The organism is Rhizobium sp. WYCCWR 11146, from assembly GCF_013591995.1.
Lineage (GTDB): Bacteria > Pseudomonadota > Alphaproteobacteria > Rhizobiales > Rhizobiaceae > Rhizobium > Rhizobium indicum.
In genome coordinates this window covers 128,251-145,986 of sequence record NZ_JACCEY010000001.1, presented here as the reverse complement: position 1 = coordinate 145,986, position 17,736 = coordinate 128,251, and the positions used below count along the sequence as shown (strand labels likewise).

At 60.8% G+C, this 17,736-nt stretch carries 12 protein-coding genes and 1 pseudogene; 4 read left to right on the top strand and 9 right to left on the bottom strand.

Features of this window, described 5'->3' with window-relative positions; all coding sequences use genetic code 11:
* Positions 1-108: 108 nt before the first annotated feature.
* Both urtA and HX899_RS00610 read right to left on the bottom strand, forming a co-directional pair.
* Positions 109-1,401: an urea ABC transporter substrate-binding protein gene (gene urtA / locus HX899_RS00615; RefSeq protein WP_017961750.1), complete on the bottom strand. Its 1,293-nt coding sequence runs from the start codon at positions 1,399-1,401 to the stop codon at positions 109-111.
* Positions 1,402-1,586: 185 nt separating this feature from the next.
* Positions 1,587-3,491, bottom strand: a complete 1,905-nt coding sequence (locus HX899_RS00610; protein WP_138330199.1) for a phosphatase PAP2 family protein — start codon at positions 3,489-3,491, stop codon at positions 1,587-1,589.
* 179 nt (positions 3,492-3,670) lie between these two features.
* Between HX899_RS00610 and HX899_RS00605 the strand changes: the two genes are divergently transcribed.
* Positions 3,671-7,057 carry an ATP-binding protein gene (locus HX899_RS00605; RefSeq protein WP_138330198.1) on the top strand — a complete coding sequence of 1,129 codons (3,387 nt, stop codon included), beginning with the start codon at positions 3,671-3,673 and terminating at the stop codon, positions 7,055-7,057.
* Positions 7,050-7,967 carry a DNA-binding response regulator gene (locus HX899_RS00600; protein ID WP_138330197.1) on the top strand — a complete coding sequence of 306 codons (918 nt, stop codon included), beginning with the start codon at positions 7,050-7,052 and terminating at the stop codon, positions 7,965-7,967. The genes HX899_RS00605 and HX899_RS00600 overlap by 8 nt, the downstream gene beginning before the upstream one ends.
* Before the next feature lie 316 nt (positions 7,968-8,283).
* On the opposite strand, the gene HX899_RS00595 is transcribed toward HX899_RS00600, so the two are convergent.
* The 6 genes from HX899_RS00595 to HX899_RS00570 form a co-directional block, all read right to left on the bottom strand.
* Positions 8,284-9,405 carry a branched-chain amino acid ABC transporter substrate-binding protein gene (locus tag HX899_RS00595; protein ID WP_138330196.1) on the bottom strand — a complete coding sequence of 374 codons (1,122 nt, stop codon included), beginning with the start codon at positions 9,403-9,405 and terminating at the stop codon, positions 8,284-8,286.
* 120 nt (positions 9,406-9,525) lie between these two features.
* Positions 9,526-9,879 carry a DUF6867 family protein gene (locus HX899_RS00590; protein WP_138330195.1) on the bottom strand — a complete coding sequence of 118 codons (354 nt, stop codon included), beginning with the start codon at positions 9,877-9,879 and terminating at the stop codon, positions 9,526-9,528.
* A 19-nt stretch (positions 9,880-9,898) separates the two neighbouring features.
* Positions 9,899-10,642 carry an ABC transporter ATP-binding protein gene (locus tag HX899_RS00585; protein ID WP_003542336.1) on the bottom strand — a complete coding sequence of 248 codons (744 nt, stop codon included), beginning with the start codon at positions 10,640-10,642 and terminating at the stop codon, positions 9,899-9,901.
* Positions 10,642-11,520, bottom strand: coding sequence for an ABC transporter ATP-binding protein (locus tag HX899_RS00580; RefSeq protein ID WP_027663854.1), 879 nt, complete (start codon positions 11,518-11,520; stop codon positions 10,642-10,644). The genes HX899_RS00585 and HX899_RS00580 overlap by 1 nt, the downstream gene beginning before the upstream one ends.
* On the bottom strand, positions 11,520-12,911 hold the full coding sequence (livM, locus tag HX899_RS00575; protein WP_138386792.1) for a high-affinity branched-chain amino acid ABC transporter permease LivM: 1,392 nt from the start codon (positions 12,909-12,911) through the stop codon (positions 11,520-11,522). Before livM ends, HX899_RS00580 begins: the two co-directional genes overlap by 1 nt.
* 4 nt (positions 12,912-12,915) lie before the next feature.
* Positions 12,916-13,818: a branched-chain amino acid ABC transporter permease gene (locus tag HX899_RS00570; protein ID WP_003542342.1), complete on the bottom strand. Its 903-nt coding sequence runs from the start codon at positions 13,816-13,818 to the stop codon at positions 12,916-12,918.
* Positions 13,819-14,361: 543 nt separating this feature from the next.
* Between HX899_RS00570 and cysQ the strand changes: the two genes are divergently transcribed.
* Together cysQ and HX899_RS00560 are read left to right on the top strand one after the other, a co-directional pair.
* A complete protein-coding gene (cysQ, locus tag HX899_RS00565; RefSeq protein ID WP_181291422.1) occupies positions 14,362-15,159 on the top strand; it encodes a 3'(2'),5'-bisphosphate nucleotidase CysQ in 798 nt (265 codons plus the stop codon).
* Between the two features lie 651 nt (positions 15,160-15,810).
* Positions 15,811-16,536: a sugar transferase gene (locus HX899_RS00560; RefSeq protein WP_026158830.1), complete on the top strand. Its 726-nt coding sequence runs from the start codon at positions 15,811-15,813 to the stop codon at positions 16,534-16,536.
* Between the two features lie 214 nt (positions 16,537-16,750).
* Here HX899_RS00560 and HX899_RS35520 read toward each other — a convergent pair.
* Positions 16,751-17,596: pseudogene (locus HX899_RS35520) on the bottom strand (LuxR C-terminal-related transcriptional regulator).
* Positions 17,597-17,736: the final 140 nt, after the last annotated feature.

The window sequence follows — 17,736 nt, the reverse complement described above, 5'->3', positions numbered from 1 at the left end:
TCTCGCCCTTGATAGTGTTGGCCTCGCGGCGCAATCGCTGGGACGGAGCTTCCGCCCGGGATCAAACCCGGACGGAAGCCTTCATGCAATCATCGGATCGAGGCGTGCTCAGGAGCCCTTGCCACCGCACTTGCCCGTAGCGACGTTGAAGTTGCCGCAGGACATCGGCTTGCGCCAATCGGAGATCAGATCCTTGGAGTCAGGCAGGAAATCTGACCATTCGTCGCCGACGACGGCAGGTGTCTGCTGGACGATTTCGAACTGGCCGTCGGCCTGGATTTCACCGATCAGCACCGGCTTGGTGATGTGGTGGTTCGGCATCACGGTCGCATAACCGCCGGAGAGGTTCGGAACGCTAACGCCGATGATGGTGTCGAGAACCTTGTCGGTATCGGTCGTGCCGGCAGCCTGGACGGCCTTAACCCATGCGTTGAAGCCGATATACGCAGCTTCCATCGGGTCGTTCGTCACGCGCTTGTCGTTCTTGGTGAAAGCGTGCCAGTCCTTGATGAACTTCTTGTTGGCCGAGCTTTCGACCGATTCGAAGTAGTTCCAGGCAGCGAGATGGCCGACGAGCGGCTTGGTGTCGAGGCCGGCAAGCTCTTCTTCGCCAACCGAGAAGGCGACGACGGGGATGTCGGTTGCCTTGATGCCCTTGTTACCCAGTTCCTTGTAGAACGGAACGTTGGCATCGCCGTTGATCGTAGAGACGACGGCGGTCTTCTTGCCAGCCGAACCGAATTCCTTGATCTTGGAAACTTCGGTCTGCCAATCGGAGAAGCCGAACGGCGTGTAGTTGGTCATGATGTCTTCTTTCGGAATACCCTTCGAAATCAGGTATGCCTCGAGAATCTTGTTGGTCGTGCGCGGATAGACGTAGTCCGTACCTTCGAGAACGAAGCGCTTGACGCCTTCTTTTTCCATCAGGTAGTCGACAGCAGGAATAGCCTGCTGGTTCGGAGCAGCACCGGTGTAGAAGATGTTGCGCGAGGACTCTTCGCCTTCATACTGGACCGGGTAGAAGAGGATCGAGTTGGTCTCTTCGAAAACCGGCAGAACGGACTTGCGCGACGAGGACGTCCAGCAACCGAATACGGCGGCAACCTTGTCCTTCTGGATCAGCTCACGTGCCTTTTCGGCAAACAGCGGCCAGTCGGAAGCCGGGTCGACGACGACGGCCTCGAGCTTCTTGCCGAGAAGGCCGCCCTTCTTGTTCTGCTCGTCGATGAGCATCAGCATGGCGTCCTTGAGCGTGGTCTCGGAGATGGCCATGGTGCCGGAGAGCGAGTGCAGAATGCCGACCTTGATCGTATCATCGGCGGCAACCGCACCGCTGAAGGCAGCCGAGGCCGCCATGACGGCGCCGAGTGCAGCGCCCGCAATAGTAGTTCTGAGATTCATCTGGTTGAGCCCCTCTTCTTGTTCCGCAACAGGCCGGAAACGGAGATTAACTGTTGCTTAAGGGACTATCGGGTGCTGCAGCGCGAAAACACATACGTCGATTGACGTAGGCGCGGGGGTCAAACAGGCAGGCCAGAGAAGGAAGGGCATCCCTGCAGCAGGATGCCCCGTCTCGATGGCGGAAATTATCCGTCGATCGTCAAAGTGACTGACGTCGGGCCGTAGGAGAGGCTCGCCTTGTGGCCGGAGACCGTGACCTTGCCGAAGGTGCCGGTCACGGCACTCGCCTTCAGGATTTCGATCTTGGTTCCGGGCGTCGGGGCATAACCATCGGCAAGCGTCACCTCGAGGTCGCCGGCCAGCGCCGCCTTGCCCTCGACGACCAGCGTGCCCGCGCCGTTTTCGCCCAGCGCCGGCTTCGTCGTGGCATTGGCGAACTGCTGATAATCACCACTCACGGTCAACGGTTTTTCGGCCGCCAGAACGAGCGAACCACCGTTAACCGTCAGCCCGCCGGTACCGAAGGCCGAGGGTGAGCCGGCCACCAGCGCGCCCTCTTCCAGAACGGTGCCACCGGCATAGCTGTTGGCGCCTGACAGCCCGAGGATGCCTTGGCCGCGCTTCACCAGCCTGCCCTTGCCAGTGATGTCGTTCCGCCAGGTATCGATCGAATTGAAGCCGCCCTTTGCCGCGTCCATCGTCACGGTCACGTCCTGTTCGAACGCACCGTAACCGTCGGCGGCGGCAAACAGATTAAGACGGCCGTAACCTTCCGCATCGTCAAGGAGCGGGTAGCCGGAGGCGATCTCCGTCGTCTTCAACACGGCGCGGCGCTGCTCGCCGTCCAGATAGGGCAGACGCGTTTCGAGAAGCGCTTCAGCGCCCTGCGGCACGCGCGCCGGCTGATCGGTCGCATGGATCGTCGGCAGGCCATAGCTCAGGCGCTGCAGCACGTAGGTGCGATTGGCGTCATGATCGGCGAAACGGTCTGTAGCCAGCGGTGCCGCCTGGGCGGCAACCTCGAGCGCGCCCGCATCCGCAACGCCTGATTTGGCGACGAGCCATGACTGCGCTTGGGCGTAGGCATCGCTCTTCAGCGCGGCATTGTCGGCCTTGTTCAGATTGTAAACGACCGTGGCCGTTCCGAGCATCCGACCGCCCATCACGTCGAGAGGAGAATGCATGCCGGCGAGGATGCGGTCTTCACCCAGCTCGCTGGCGCGCGTGATCATTTCCTGAAAGCGCTGCGGCACGAGATACGCCATGGCGAGCGCATCCCGCCAGGCTTCCGCCGTATGCCCGCTCGGGAAACCGCCGTCCTCGACCGGCTTGCCGCTCTTGGCGGGCTGCAGCGTCGGCACCACCGACACGTCCTGGCTCCAGCGGTAGGGACGGCCATATTTGAAATAGCGCTTGGCAGGCTCCGTCGAGCCGTCACCGCTTGCAGCAATGATGAAGTCGATTGCAAGGCCCATGTCGGGGTTGGCATCAGTCTTGTTTTCCGCGTCCGGCTTGCTGCCGGCACCGCGATTGTTGCCCTTGTCGTCATATTTGACCGTCGTCGCGTCGGCCGCCACCTCGGTGATCGTAGTGGTCTGCTTGGAGCCGGCCTTCCAGGCATCCGTCAGCGGACCGAGGCCATCGACGATGCTGGCATTCTTGCCCCGCCGATCATCGAGATAGGCAGCGACCGCCTGATCGGCCGTCCGCGCCCGTGTCGCATTGACGACATAGCCGATGTTGGCGTCATGGACGGCCTGGTTGACGATATGGCCGTCGGTCTTGCTGGCGGGAATACCATCCCAATCCGTCTTGGCGACCGCCGGGCAATTATCCTTGGCCGGGGCTTCGACACCCGCATCGACGAAAGGCGTGCGCGGGGTCCAGATTTCGAGGAAGCCGGAGAGGAGGTGAACGGCGGCGTTGGTGTCCACCGTCGAGAAGCAGGCGTCACCGCGCTTGTTGGTGTTTCCGGCTTCCGCATAAGCAGCTTTCGCCACTGTTACCTGCTCGGCGCTGGCAAGCGATGGCACGATCGAAAGAAGGCAGACGAGGGCAGTGCTCAGACGGCAAAGGCTTAAAACAGACATGGTGATACCCGAAATGGTTGAACGAACGCCGGGAGAGTTAGAGTTCTTATGTGACAGTTCAATTGCAAAAATATTGCCATTCTGTGAACCAGCCGGTGCCTGCCTCTTGCCTTTCCCAACCATCCCGCCAAAACTGCCGGAGAGACGATGAGCCCAACCGGAATGCCGGAAAGGAAGACATGGCAGCGCGCCAACGCATCATTCCGGTAAGACGCGAATATAATCGCTGGGTCGCCAACCAGACGCTGGAAGATTACGCGCTGCGCTTCACTGCCAAGAGCGCCCGGCATTTCTCCTCGCAGCGCATCTCGCAGACCGCGATCGGCGCGATCTCCTTCCTGGCGCTGGAGGCGATCGGCGGCGCAATCACCCTCTCCTACGGCACCACCAACGCCTTTTACGCCATCATCGTCGCCTCGATCGCCATGCTGGCGATCGGCCTGCCGATCAGCCGCTACGCCATCCGCCACGGCGTCGACATCGATCTTCTGACGCGTGGCGCGGGCTTCGGCTATATCGGCTCGACTATCACCTCGCTGATCTATGCGAGCTTCACCTTCATGCTGTTTGCGATCGAGGCATCGATCATGTCCGGGGCGCTGGAGCTCACCCTCGGCATCCCGCTCTGGATCGGCTACATCATCAGCGCCGTCATGGTGATCCCGCTGGTGACGCACGGCGTACGGCTGATCAGCAAGTTCCAGCTGATGACCCAGCCCTTCTGGATCGTGCTGAATATCCTGCCCTTCATCTTCATCGCCCTGTTGGACTGGGAAAAATTCGATCTCTGGCGCGCCTTCGCCGGCATCCGCCATGCCTCCGGTCCGCCCGGCACCATCGCCGAATTCGATCTGGTGGAGTTCGGCGCGGCCTCCGCCGTCATCCTGGCGCTGATGTCGCAGATCGGCGAACAGGCCGACTTCCTGCGCTTCCTGCCGCCGGACCCGCAGCGCAAGTGGCGCCACCGCCTGGCGATCTTTCTCGCCGGGCCCGGCTGGGTCATCATCGGCGCGCCGAAGTTGCTTGCCGGCTCCTTCCTGGTCGTGCTGACCTTCACCTCGGGCGTCCCCCTCGATCGCGCCGCCGACCCGGCGCAGATGTATCTGACCGCCTTCGGCTACATGGTCCCCTGGCATAATGGCGCGCTGCTGTTGATGGCCGCCTTCGTCGTCGTCTCGCAGCTGAAGATCAATGTGATGAACGCCTATGCCGGTTCGCTCGCCTGGTCGAACTTCTTCTCGCGGCTGACCCACAGCCATCCCGGCCGCGTCATCTGGCTGGTCTTCAACGTCGCAATCGCCCTGCTTTTGATGGAACTCGGCATCTACCGGCTGCTGGAGGAGACGCTCGGCATCTTCTCGATCATCGCCATGGCCTGGCTCTGCACGATCTCCGCCGATCTCTTCATCAACAAGCCGCTGGGGCTGGCTCCTCCCGGCATCGAGTTCAAGCGTGCCCACCTCTACGACATCAACCCGGTCGGCCTCGGCGCCATGACGCTGTCGGCGACGGTGTCGCTGATTGCCCATTTCGGCGCCTTCGGGGAGATCGCCGCCTCGCTCGCTCCCTATATTACGCTGGTCATTGCGCTGGTCGCCTCGCCTGTCATCGCCTGGGCAACGAAAGGCAAGTTCTATCTCGCCCGCAAGCCGCGCCAGAGCTGGAAGAACCTGGCGAACATCACCTGCTCGGTCTGCGAGCATCCGTTCGAGCCGGAGGACATGGCCTGGTGCCCGGCCTATGCCGCGCCGATCTGCTCGCTCTGCTGCTCGCTCGACAGTCGCTGCCACGACATGTGCAAGCCGGCTGCCCGTTTCAACGCGCAGGTCGGCACCGTCGCCAAGGCGTTGCTGCCGGAAGCCATTCTGGGGAAGCTGGCGACGCGCCTTGGCCGCTACGGCATCGCCGTCGTGCTGGCATTGACCGCCATCGGCGCAATCCTGGCGATGATCGCCCATCAGGTCGCCTCCGCCTCGCCCGAGACGGGTGAGGTCGTCAATCGCACCATCCTCATCGTCTTCTTCGTCTTCTCGGTGATCTCAGGCGTCGTCTGCTGGTTCTATGTGCTCGCCCATGACAGCCGCGTCGTTGCCGAGGAGGAATCCTCACGCCAGAACACGCTGCTGCTGAAGGAAATCGCCGCCCACAAGAAGACCGACGCCGCCCTGCAAAACGCCAAGGAGACGGCCGAGGCCGCCAACCGCGCCAAGAGCCGCTACGTCGTCGGGCTCAGCCATGAATTACGCACGCCGCTGAACGCCGTGCTCGGCTACGCCCAGATCCTCGAACGCGACGAGACCATCCCGGCGCCGCGCCAATCCTCGATCAAGGTCATCCGCCGTAGCGCCGAACACCTCTCCGGCCTGATCGACGGCCTGCTGGATATTTCGAAGATCGAGGCCGGCCGCCTGCAGGTCTATTCCAACGAGATCAACATCCAGGATTTTCTCGACCAGATCGTCGATATGTTCCGCCCGCAGGCGCAGGCAAAGGGGCTTGCCTTCATCCATGAGCGCGCGCCGGCCTTGCCGCAATTCGTCCGCACCGACGAAAAGCGCCTGCGCCAGATCCTCGTCAACCTGCTCTCCAATGCCATCAAGTTCACTGACGAAGGCAGCGTCACCTTCGATGTCGGCTATCGCAGCCAGGTCGCGACCTTTACCGTTGCCGATACCGGCCGAGGCATCACGGAGAAAGACCTGCCCCGTATTTACGAACCCTTCCAGCGCGGTGAGGCCGAAAGCGTGCGGCCGATGCCGGGGCTCGGCCTCGGCCTCACCATCACCCGGCTTCTGACCAATACGCTCGGGGGCGAGATCTCGGTTTCAAGCGCGAAGGACGAAGGCTCGACCTTCCGCGTCCGGCTGATGCTGTCTGCCGTCACGCGCGCCGTGGCCGCAGCGCCGCAGGAGAAGCGCATCGTCGGTTATGACGGCCCGCGCCGCACGGTCGTCGTCGTCGACGACAACGAGGACCACCGCGAGATGATGCGCGAGATCCTGGCGCCGCTCGATTTCATCGTGTTGACGGCGGCAGGCGGCGGCGAATGCCTGACGCTGATCGAGGGCATCATGCCGGACCTTTTCCTCGTCGATATCCTGATGCCCGGCATGAACGGCTGGCAGCTCGTCTCGCGTCTGCGCGAGGCCGGCCAGACGGCACCGGTGCTGATGCTCTCGGCCAATATCGGTGACGCGGCCGTTCTCAGCGACAGTGACGACAGCCACAATGATGCGATCGGCAAGCCGGTCGACATCCGCCAGCTGCGCGACAAGCTCGCCCTGCATCTTGGCCTGACATGGATCTATGCCGATGCCACGCCAGCCGTTCCTGTCAAGATCGAAGCGCCGATGCTGAGCCCAGGTGCTGCCCATGTGCAGGAATTGCTGCGGCTCGGCGAGATCGGCTATATCAGAGGCATCGAAGCCAAGCTTTCGGACCTTGCCAAGGTGGAGGCAAATCAGCCATTCACGGAGGAACTTCGCGCCTATGTCGCCGCCTTCGATCTCGCCGGCTTCATGACCTTCCTGCACGACTTCGACGAAAAGGTGGAATCCATTGGCTGAGCCGGCCCTCCCCCGCGACATCGTTCTGCTCGTCGACGACTCGGCCGAAGCACTCGGCTTCATGACCGACGCGCTCGAACAATCCGGCTTCTCCGTGCTGATCGCCACATCGGGCACGGCGGCACTTGGTATCGTCGAGCGCATCACGCCCGATCTCATCCTGCTCGACGCCGTCATGCCCAGCATGGACGGCTTCGAGACCTGCCGCCGGCTGAAGGCGAATGCCGCGGTGGCGCAGGTGCCCGTCATCTTCATGACCGGCCTGACCGAGACCGAGCATGTCGTGCACGCGCTGGAATCCGGCGGCGTCGATTATCTCAGCAAGCCGATCAATATCGACGAACTGCGCGCCCGCATCCGCGTCCATCTGCGCAATGCCCGCTCGGCCCAGAGCGCCCGCGTGGCGCTCGACGCAGCCGGCCGCCATCTGCTGGCAGTCAAGGGCGACGGCGCCATCCACTGGTCAACGCCGCAAGCGACACGCCTGGTCAATGCCGCCATGGGCAGCGATGACGGCATGGAAATCGTCGTCCGCCATATCGCCGGCTGGATGCGCGACCGCGTCGCCGCGGTGCGCGACGGCATCATCTCGATCGCCCATGCCGGCCAGGCGGCGCTGCAGCTCGCCTTCCTCGGCGCAATCGGCCCTGACGAATATCTCTTCCGCCTCACCGCCGCCAATCAGCGGAGCGACGACGAGGTGCTACGCCAGCGCTTCTCGCTCACCCAGCGCGAATCCGAAGTGCTGCTCTGGATCGCCAAGGGCAAGGCCAACCGCGACATCGGTGAAATATTGGGATTGTCAGCGCGGACGGTGAACAAACACCTCGAACAGATTTACGTGAAGCTCGGCGTCGAGAACCGCGCCTCGGCCGCCGTGAAAGCCACGCACGTGCTGTACGAGATGTAAGAGGGTGATGGAGGCTGGTTCCGTGGCGCTGCCGAGATGCCGTGGGACCATGACGGTCTCCATTCGCCGAAGCGCCTCGGCACATCAGGTTCCGCCTCGTAAACGTCAAGCCCACCCCCCGGATCGTACCGTTTTTCGCCGTCAGCAACCCCCCAGTGAAGCGAGCTGCCGGGCGCCATAACGCGCCGTCTTCGTGGGATCGATCGATGAGCGATTGCGGCACGGTAGCCAGGCCGGAATTGAAACACCCGCCAAAAGAAAGAAGCCCGGTCGGAACCGGGCTTCGATAATCGTGTCCCATAAAGGGAAGCGAGGCTTACATGCCCTGCGGGAAGTAGCTGTACTTGCCGTCCGGACCCTTCTTCCATTCGTACATGATGTAGCCAGGAATCTTCGGGTCGCCCTTTTCGTCGAACGAAATGTCGCCGAGAACGGTCGGGAACGGGCCCTTTTCCTTCATGGCCTTGGCAACGGCCTCAGGATCCAGCGAACCGGCAGCCTTGGCGGCCCCAGCGATCGTCTGCATCGCAGCGTAGGAATAGAGCGTGTAGGCTTCCGGATTGAAACCAGCGGCCTTGAACTTTTCGACGAGTTCCTTGTTCGCAGGGTTCGCCGCCGGATCGGGGCCGAAGGTGTTCAGCGTACCGGCGACGGCGTCGCCAGCGATCGAGGCCAGTTCGTTCGAAACGATACCGTCACCCGAAACCAGCGTCGCCTTCAGGCCCTGGTCGGCCGCCTGGCGGATAATGAGACCGGCTTCGGTGTGCAGACCACCCCAATAGATGATCGAGACGCCGGCTTCCTTCATCTTGGCGATGAGGGCCGAGAAGTCCTTGTCGCCGACGTTGATGCCTTCGTAAATGACTTCCGTGACGCCAGCGGCATTCATAGCCTTCTTGGTTTCGTCGGCAAGGCCCTGACCGTAGGGGGTCTTGTCGTGAACGACAGCGATCTTGGCGTCCTTGAAATGATCGGCAAGATATTTGCCGGCGATGGCACCCTGCTGGTCGTCACGGCCGCAGGTGCGGAACGTGTTCCAGAGGCCCCGCTCCGTGAAGGTCGGGTTCGTCGCGGCCGGGGTGATTTCGAGGATGCCGTTTTCGGCATAGACTTCCGAAGCCGGGATCGAAACGCCCGAGTTGAAGTGGCCGATGACAAACTTGACGCCGTCAGCAGCGAACTTGTTTGCGACCGAAATGCCCTGCTTCGGGTCGGAGACGTCGTCGCCGAGCTCGATCTTGATCTGCTCGCCGTTGATGCCGCCAGCCGCGTTGATGTCGGCGGCTGCCTGTTCGGCACCCTTCTGGAGCTGAGCGCCGAACGCGGCGTTCGGGCCAGTCAGCGGACCGGCGACAGCGATGAGAACGTCGGCCCACGCGTTGCCGCTGAAGGCGACCATCGCCGTCAGAGCCACTGCCGACAGAAGAGACTTCTTCATATTATTACTCCCAATTTTTGGGCGGGTTCCGGTCCAAGGCCCAGCGCACTACCCACCATTGACTGCGCCAGGAAAGCTGTTCCACTCGGAAGGCAATTCATGCCTAGTTTCAACGGACTGTCAATGTTTGTCCTTCCACGAAAACGCGGAAGTTTTTTCGTACAGCCAGTAATAGTTGTTAACCATCTGATTGGTGCGGCGGTAGCGGAAGCCGGCCGTCGAGAACACCAGCAGCGTTACGAAGTCGAGGATATAGTAGAAGGTGTTGAGCATCGGCCCGTTGAACAGGGCATGATGCAGGAACTGCATCGCCCAGGCGAGCAGAAATGTATAGACGATGACCAGCGGATAGTCGCTCCAGCCCTCGGCAACCGCTTTGCCGGCGCGCCAGGCCGTCCAGAAGCCTAAGAGCAAGACGATGACACGGATCGCCACAAGGGGGCCGGCATCCGCTTCGAAGAAAAGTCCCTGCATGTCAAACTCTCCTTTCGACCTAGTGTCTTCCGCCTTCGAGATAGGCGGCGCGGACCTCGGGATTGGCAAGAAGCTCCTTGCCGGAGCCGCTCATCGTCACCTTGCCGTTCACCATCACGTAGGCGCGGTGAGAAAGCCTGAGGGCGGCGAACGCGTTCTGCTCGACGAGGAAAACGGTCAGCCCCTCCGCCTCGTTGAGCTTCCTGATCGCCTCGAAGATGCCCTTGACGATCAGCGGCGCAAGACCGAGCGAGGGTTCGTCGAGAAGCAGCAGCTTCGGGCGCGCCATCAGCGCGCGGCCGATCGACAGCATCTGCTGCTCGCCGCCCGAAAGTGTTCCACCCCGCTGGGCGTGACGTTCCTTGAGACGCGGGAAGAGCGTGAAGATCTTCTCGACGTCTTCGGCGAAGTGTTTCAGATTATCGAGGCCGGCACCCATCTGAAGATTTTCCAGAACCGTCATGCGCGGGAAGATGCGGCGGCCTTCCGGCGACTGTGCAATGCGCAAACGGGCGATTTCATGCGTCGGCATGCGGGTGATGTCGCGGCCCTCGAAGACCACCGAACCGGTGCGGGCCTGCGGGCTGCCGCAGATCGTCATCATCAGTGTCGACTTGCCGGCGCCGTTGGCGCCGATCAGGCTGACGATCTCGCCCTTGTTGACGTGGACATCGACGCCGGCCAGCGCCCGGATATTGCCGTAATAGGTTTCGACGCCATTCACCTGAAGGAGCGGTTGACCCGTCATTACTTCATCGCCCATCAGTTTGCGCCTCCTTCGAGCTGCTCGACGGCTGCGATCACCTCTTCCACTTCTTCATCCTCGACGCCAAGATAGGCCGCGATGACCCGCGGATCGTTCTTCACGTGATCCGGTGTGCCATCGGAAATCTTCTGACCATATTCGAGGACGACGACGTGGTCGGAGATTTCCATGACCACAGACATGTCGTGCTCGATCAGGAGGATCGACGTTCCGGTTTCGGCGCGAATGCTCTTCAGCAGCGCGTTGAGCGTTGCCGATTCCCGTGGGTTGAGGCCGGCAGCCGGTTCATCCAGGCAAAGCAGCTCCGGGCCGGTGCACATGGCGCGGGCGATTTCGAGACGCCGCTGGGCGCCGTAGGGCAGGTCGCCGGCGGGGTCGTCGGCGCGGTCGATCAGGTCGGCCTTCTCGAGCCAGAAACGGGCGAGCTCGATTGCAGCAGCCGCTTCCCGCCTATAGGGGCCGACACCGATAAGGCCGAGGATCGTATAACCCGATGCCTTCATCAGCTTGTTGTGCTGGGCAACCAGCAGGTTTTCGAGAACGGTCAGGCCGGAGAACAGCCGGATGTTCTGGAAGGTGCGTGCGACCTTGGCTTCCCTGGTGATGCGAAAGTCCGGCAGGCGCTCCAGCAGGTATTGCTTGCCACTCTTCTGGTTGAACGTGATCATGCCCATCGTCGGCTTGTAGAAGCCGGTGATGCAGTTGAAGACAGTGGTCTTGCCGGCGCCGTTCGGCCCGATCAGCGCGGTGATATCGCCACGCTTGGCTTCGAAGGAGAAGTCGTTGATGGCCATCAGGCCGCCGAACTTCATCGACAGGTGTTCGACCTTGAGAAGAGTGTCGTCAGACATCGTATTCGTCGTTACGGGGCTCATCAACCATGGCCCTCCTTGATGAAGCTTCCGGATATCGCCTTGCGCTCTCTGAGGAAGGCTGTCGGCTCACGCGAGCCGACGAAGCCGCGCGGCTTGAACAGCATGACGACGACCATGGCGAGGCCGAAGATCAACATGCGGTAGAGTTCCGGCGTAAAATCTGGTCCGAAGATGAGTTTTAGGAAGCTCATCTCGCGCAGCAACTCGGTGCCGCCGACCATGACGATGGCGGCGATCGCGATGCCGGTCAACGACCCCATGCCGCCAAGGACAACAATGGCGAGAATGACGGCCGATTCCAGGAAGACGAAGGATTCCGGCGAGACGAAGCCCTGGCGGGCGGCGAAGAACGAGCCGGCGAAACCGGCAAACATCGCGCCCGTCGCAAAAGCGGTGAGCTTGGTCGTCACCGTGTTGATGCCGAGCGAACGGCAGGCGATCTCGTCTTCACGCAAAGCTTCCCAGGCGCGTCCAATCGGCATGCGGCGCAGCCGGATGGTGACATAGGCCGTCAGCATGCAGAGCGCCAGGATCAAATAGAACAGGAAGATTTTGTAGTAGGCCGAGGAGATCGGCAGGTTAAAGAGCTTGGCAAAGCCGCCGGCCGTCGCATCGAAGGGAATGCCGAAGAGTGTTGCCTTCGGGATGCTCGAGATACCGAAGGTGCCTTTCGTCACTTCAGTCCAGTTGATGAGGACGAGACGAATAATCTCACCGAAGGCGAGCGTCACGATGGCAAGGTAATCGCCGCGCAGGCGCAGCACCGGGAAGCCGAGAATGACGCCCCAGAGTGCCGCGAAGATGCCCGAAAGCGGCAGCAGCACCCAGAAGGACAGGCCGAAATAGCTCGAAAGCAGCGCGTAGGAATAAGCGCCGACGGCATAGAAGGCGACATAGCCGAGGTCGAGCAGGCCGGCGAGGCCGACGACGATGTTCAGCCCCCAGGCGAGCATCACATAGATCAGGATCTGGATGCCGAAATTGTCGACATATGTCAGCGAGCCCTGAGGGCCTCTGATCGCCACCACCACCATGGGATAAAGCAGCAGCGCGATCAGCGCGATCTTCAGGAAATGCCGGTGGAAGAAGCTCTTCTCGGTCGAGATGGCGAGCTCGCCCTCGCGCGCCTTGCTGAGCTTGCGGCGGTCGATATTCGGCCTGATGAAAACGACCATGGCGAAGCGGCCGATGGCGGCGACCGCGACGAAGATCGCAAGCAGGCCCCAGCGCTGGACAATGATCAACTCGTTGCTGATGTTCTGGTCGGTCTTGAGGCCGACATAGAGAACGAACATGCCGAACGACAGGACGGCGGCGAAAAGAGCTTCGGTAAGGCCTTTGCGGACAAGTCCGGCATCGGGCTTGCCTGCAGAATTTTCGATGTTTGCCATGACGTTATACCTTCTCGACTTCCGGCCGCCCGAGGATGCCGGTCGGCTTGAAGATCAACACGAAAGCCAGGATCGCAAAGGTCGCGACGTCCTTGTAGGCGATGGTGAAGTATGCCGACCACAGCGACTCGATAAGGCCGATAAGCAGGCCGCCGAAGACGGCGCCGGGCAACGAGCCGATGCCGCCGAGAACGGCTGCCGTGAAGGCCTTCACACCAGGCGTGAAGCCGTCGTTAAACGAGGCGACGCCATAATACATCAGGTACATCGTGCCGGCCACGGCCGCGAGTGCCGCACCCATAACGAAAGTGATCGAGATCGTCTGGTCGACGTTGACGCCGAGCAGCGCCGCCATCTTGCGATCCTGCTCAGTGGCGCGCTGGGCACGGCCGAGTGCCGTGCGATTGACGATGTACCAGAAGATCGTCAGCAGCACTGCGGTGATCACGATGATGATGATCTGCTTCAGCGACACCGAGATGTTGCCGAACTGGTAGACCGAGCTCACCATCGGCGGGATCGGCTTGTTGCGTGGACCCTGCGTCACCTGGATGAAGTTGGACAGCGTGATCGACATGCCGATCGCGGTAATCAGCGGCGCCAAGCGGAAGGACCCGCGCAGGGGCCGGTATGCGACGCGCTCGATCGTCCAATTCCACAAACTCGTCATCAGCATCGCAACGACAAGCATCACCAGCAGCAGAACGGCCACCGGGAGACCTGCGAAGATGGATGTGAGGACGAGGAAGACGATAAGAGCGGCGAAACCACCGAGCATGAAGATGTCGCCATGGGCGAAATTGATCATGCCGATAATGCCGTAAACCATCGTATAGCCAATAGCCACAAGGCCATAGATGGATCCGAGCGTCAGCCCGTTTAAGAGCTGCTGGACGAAATACTCCATATGTCGTTTTCCCCTGGATGCGAGCGAAACATGCTGCATCTCTTTTTGGTTCTTTGGTTCCCCGTTTCAGGGAACCTCATAGGCCGAATGCATAGCGGTTTCATCGAAAATGTGAAGACAAAAAGGATTTACTCCGACAGATTCTTGCGGAAACAGGGTTAACTGGCGCATTTTGAACCAAAATCCACAGAAAAACGGCAGAGTAGGGCCTATTTTTAGCCAGAAACGGCCACTGGGTTAACCATCCGGAGATATCGCCGTCGATTTCCTGCGCCGCTTGCTGCGTAAGCTATTCCACAGAATTGGAAGATGGAGCAAATTCAGACCCCAAGGCAGCCCCTTTGACGAATGCCATTTCACCAGCGATGCCGCATCTTCGTCTGACAAGGCTGAAAACTTATGGTAGCATCATCAGGCTGCGTATTGAGGGATGCGGAGCACGACGGGGAACACCATATTAACTTGCGTATCTGGTTGTGACAGGGATGGTTTGCGGACGAGCGTCAGCGGGGTGCTCGCCGCGTGGCGAACGGCAAAAGGACAATGCTGAGGACATTTGAAAAGGCGGCGCTCGAAGCCGGCAAGGCCATCATCACGGTCTTGCGCGAAGGCTTCCCCGTAGCCATGAAGGCGGATGCAAGTCCGGTCACGGTCGCCGACGAGGAGGCCGAACGTATCATCCTCGCTCATCTCGCCAGAGATTATCCCGAAATACCCGTCGTGGCGGAAGAATCGGTCGCCGCCGGAAAAGTGCCCGACATTGCCGGGCGAGGCTTCTTCCTGGTCGACCCTCTCGACGGCACCCGTGAATTCGTCGACGGACGACAGGAATTCACCGTCAACATCGCCTATATCGAGAACGGCGCCCCGGTGGCCGGCATCGTTTATGCGCCGGCGCTGGGGCTTGCCTTCTCGGGAGAACGCGGCCAGGCCGAAAGGCTCGTCGTCATGGACGATTTCACGGTTGGCGCACGCAGCGCAATCACGGTGCGCGAACAGTCGGACGACAGGCTGGCGCTTGCAAGCCTTCGTCACAACAGCCCGGAGACCGGAAGCTTCCTCGCCGATCACGCGATCTTCAAATGCACCAATATCGGTTCCTCTCTGAAGTTCTGCCTGCTCGCCGAAGGCAAGGCCGACGTTTATCCGCGTTTCACCCGCACGATGGAATGGGACACCGCGGCCGGCGATGCGGTGCTGCGCGCCGCTGGCGGTTCGACGGTGACGCTGGACGGGACGCCGCTGACCTATGGCAAGACGGGGACGGCGGCCGATTTCGACTTCGCCAACCCGAACTTCATCTCCTGGGGTGGCAGGAAACGCGTCCTCGAACCGGCGTGATCACCCGCGGGAATCGCTGAATACCGGCAGGCGGCGCAATCCTTTGCATCGCCGCCACGCGTACAGGCGTGCCGCGACGATCCGCGATCGACCTGCGGCCCGCCCCCCTTACCCGCCAACATCCTCCCCCTGCGGGTCCGGAAGCGGTCCACGATCCCATTTCCAGCTGTGAGTGATTCGCGCGATCGGGCCTCACCAGGTGATTCTGGCCGGAAACTCGTCGCTCTGCATCGTTTCCGGACGCTATACCGCCACCCAACCCGCCTTGATTTTGTCACATTCTGACACGGCTTCGACACCGATCGATATCCTCATCAGAAAAATTTCGCCTCGTCTGCCGTTAAGAAATACGGTTAAGAGCCATGGGCCAAGTGTCGAAACGGCACGTCGCCAGCCCTCGGCGAACCCCTCCAAAGGCCTAGAAACTTTGACAAAATTTCAATTATTAACGAAATATCATGAGCTTGCCTCAACTTAACGCAGATGCGAAAGATTTGCTGCGATGCGATATTTCTCTGGACACCATTACACAATTGTCGCATTTTTCCGTTTTAGTAGGGTTACCAAGACCTAAGTGCAGCCCTGGTGACAGGGTTAACCATTGATCGCCTATTGCCGCCGCGCCCCCTCGAAGACAACAGAGTACGATCCTTGAGCATCACGGAATTAAACAACAGCATTTCGACAGAGTCCTTCCGGCCGAGCCGCCGCCAGCAGCCGAGCCTGAAGATCCAGACCCCTGTTATCCACAGCGATGCGCCGCAGGCGCCGTTGGTGGATCTGGTCCTGAAGCGGGCGTTCGACATTGTTTCGTCGTTGAGCGCCCTCCTCGTCCTCGCCCCTTTCCTTCTGTTCGTCGCCCTGCTGATCAAGATCGACAGCCCAGGGCCGGTGCTCTTCAAGCAGACCCGCTGGGGCAAGAACTGCAAGGCCATCAAGGTCTACAAGTTCCGTTCCATGCGCACCGACCTCTGCGACGTCTCCGGCGTTGCCCAGACGGTGATGAATGATCCGCGCGTCACTCGCGTCGGCGCCATTCTGCGCCGCACGAATGTCGATGAGTTGCCGCAGCTGCTGAACGTACTGCTGGGCCACATGTCGGTCGTCGGCCCGCGCTGCCATGCGATCGGCATGCGCGCCGGCGGCGTGCTCTACGAAGAGCTCGTACCGGAATACCATCAGCGCCATGCGATGCGCCCCGGCATGACGGGTCTTGCCCAGATGCGCGGCCTGCGCGGTCCGACCGATCGTCCGGCCAAGGCGCGCGCCCGCATCGCCAGCGATCTCTACTACGTCGGGAATTTTTCGATCTTGATGGACATGCGCATCATTTTCGGAACCGTCGTGTCGGAGCTGACCCGCGGAAAAGGCTTCTAAAGCGCGTCGCGATCTTCAGATTCGCTCCTCGCGCTTTAGTCTTTGTTTTTGCGCATATCGCACAAAAAGCGATGCACATTTTGTGCGACATGCTTCCCAGCTTTAGCTTTGTGAGAAAGGGCCGGCTGCCCTATGCATGTCGCCCAAAAGTGTGCAGCGGTTTTGGGAAACCGACATGCATAAAACAAAGACCTAAAGCGCGATGCGACGCGCTTTAGAGCAGCCGGTACCGGAATGCTCTGGCGACCACCTGCATGCGGCTGACCGAATCGAGCTTGCGCATCGCGCTCTTCAGATAACCCACCACCGTATGCGACGAGAGATCGAGAATGATCGCGATCTCGTCGCTGCTTTTGCCGGCCGCGGACTACAGCGCCGCGCGTCTTTTTAGACGCGCAAAGGACGCTGTAGCACTTTGAATTGCTGCCCGATTCCTTAAATCGATTCCGATTTAAGGAATCGGGCAGCGTCGCAGGCATTCGGTTTCGCGCCGGGTGAGCGTCTCCAACGGGCCATCCTCCACGCTCCTGCTACGCGAAACCTTGTCCAGAAGCTCCATGCAGCCGTAGAGCAGCGCCATCGCCTGCTCTCGGGTGGGCATAGGACAGCCGCCAGAGAAGGCGAAGATGTATTGTTTCAGGTCAGCGTCGTGCAGCGTGAAGGCGAAGCTATTTTTCAGCCCATGCATCTGAAAGAGCACGTTGAGTTTGCGGTTTTCCTGCTTGGCGGCGCTGCCCGCAAACCACCCCTCCTCGCAGAAGATCGGCACGATCGTCCGCTTCATCGCGGTCACCAGTCTGCTGCAATAGAAGAGATCGGCAGCCTCTTAAAAGCCGACAAGGCTTTGCGGCCAATTGCTGATCAACCGGTTTTCGGTGAAAGCCATGCGGTCGCCCCGCGGGAAAGCCGAGAGTAGATAGAAATCGAAACCCGCAAGCTTCGCCATCGCGTCGAGCCGTTCCTTGCCGTCGTCGGCCGAAACCCCGGTGCCATCGGCCTGCGAAGGCGAAAATGCAGCATCCTCAGCGCAGTCGCCGACTGCGCGCTCACGTCTTTTCAACTTCATATCCTCGTACGGCCAGCTTCGGCTCGGCCTCGCTGCGGGCGGCGAAACGTTCGCGCCGGGGCATCAGCAAAGTCGGTTTCTGCCCGCATCCCGAGGATACGAAGCATCAAAAACACGGACTGGACTGATACAGC

What these genes read in the sequence shown, in the direction of transcription:
- urtA (WP_017961750.1), bottom strand. Translation starts at nt 1,401, where the DNA reads ATGAATCTCAGAACTACTATTGCGGGCGCTGCACTCGGCGCCGTCATG.
- HX899_RS00610 (WP_138330199.1), bottom strand. Translation starts at nt 3,491, where the DNA reads ATGTCTGTTTTAAGCCTTTGCCGTCTGAGCACTGCCCTCGTCTGCCTT.
- HX899_RS00605 (WP_138330198.1), top strand. Translation starts at nt 3,671, where the DNA reads ATGGCAGCGCGCCAACGCATCATTCCGGTAAGACGCGAATATAATCGC.
- HX899_RS00595 (WP_138330196.1), bottom strand. Translation starts at nt 9,405, where the DNA reads ATGAAGAAGTCTCTTCTGTCGGCAGTGGCTCTGACGGCGATGGTCGCC.
- HX899_RS00590 (WP_138330195.1), bottom strand. Translation starts at nt 9,879, where the DNA reads ATGCAGGGACTTTTCTTCGAAGCGGATGCCGGCCCCCTTGTGGCGATC.
- HX899_RS00585 (WP_003542336.1), bottom strand. Translation starts at nt 10,642, where the DNA reads ATGGGCGATGAAGTAATGACGGGTCAACCGCTCCTTCAGGTGAATGGC.
- HX899_RS00580 (WP_027663854.1), bottom strand. Translation starts at nt 11,520, where the DNA reads ATGAGCCCCGTAACGACGAATACGATGTCTGACGACACTCTTCTCAAG.
- livM (WP_138386792.1), bottom strand. Translation starts at nt 12,911, where the DNA reads ATGGCAAACATCGAAAATTCTGCAGGCAAGCCCGATGCCGGACTTGTC.
- HX899_RS00570 (WP_003542342.1), bottom strand. Translation starts at nt 13,818, where the DNA reads ATGGAGTATTTCGTCCAGCAGCTCTTAAACGGGCTGACGCTCGGATCC.
- cysQ (WP_181291422.1), top strand. Translation starts at nt 14,362, where the DNA reads ATGCTGAGGACATTTGAAAAGGCGGCGCTCGAAGCCGGCAAGGCCATC.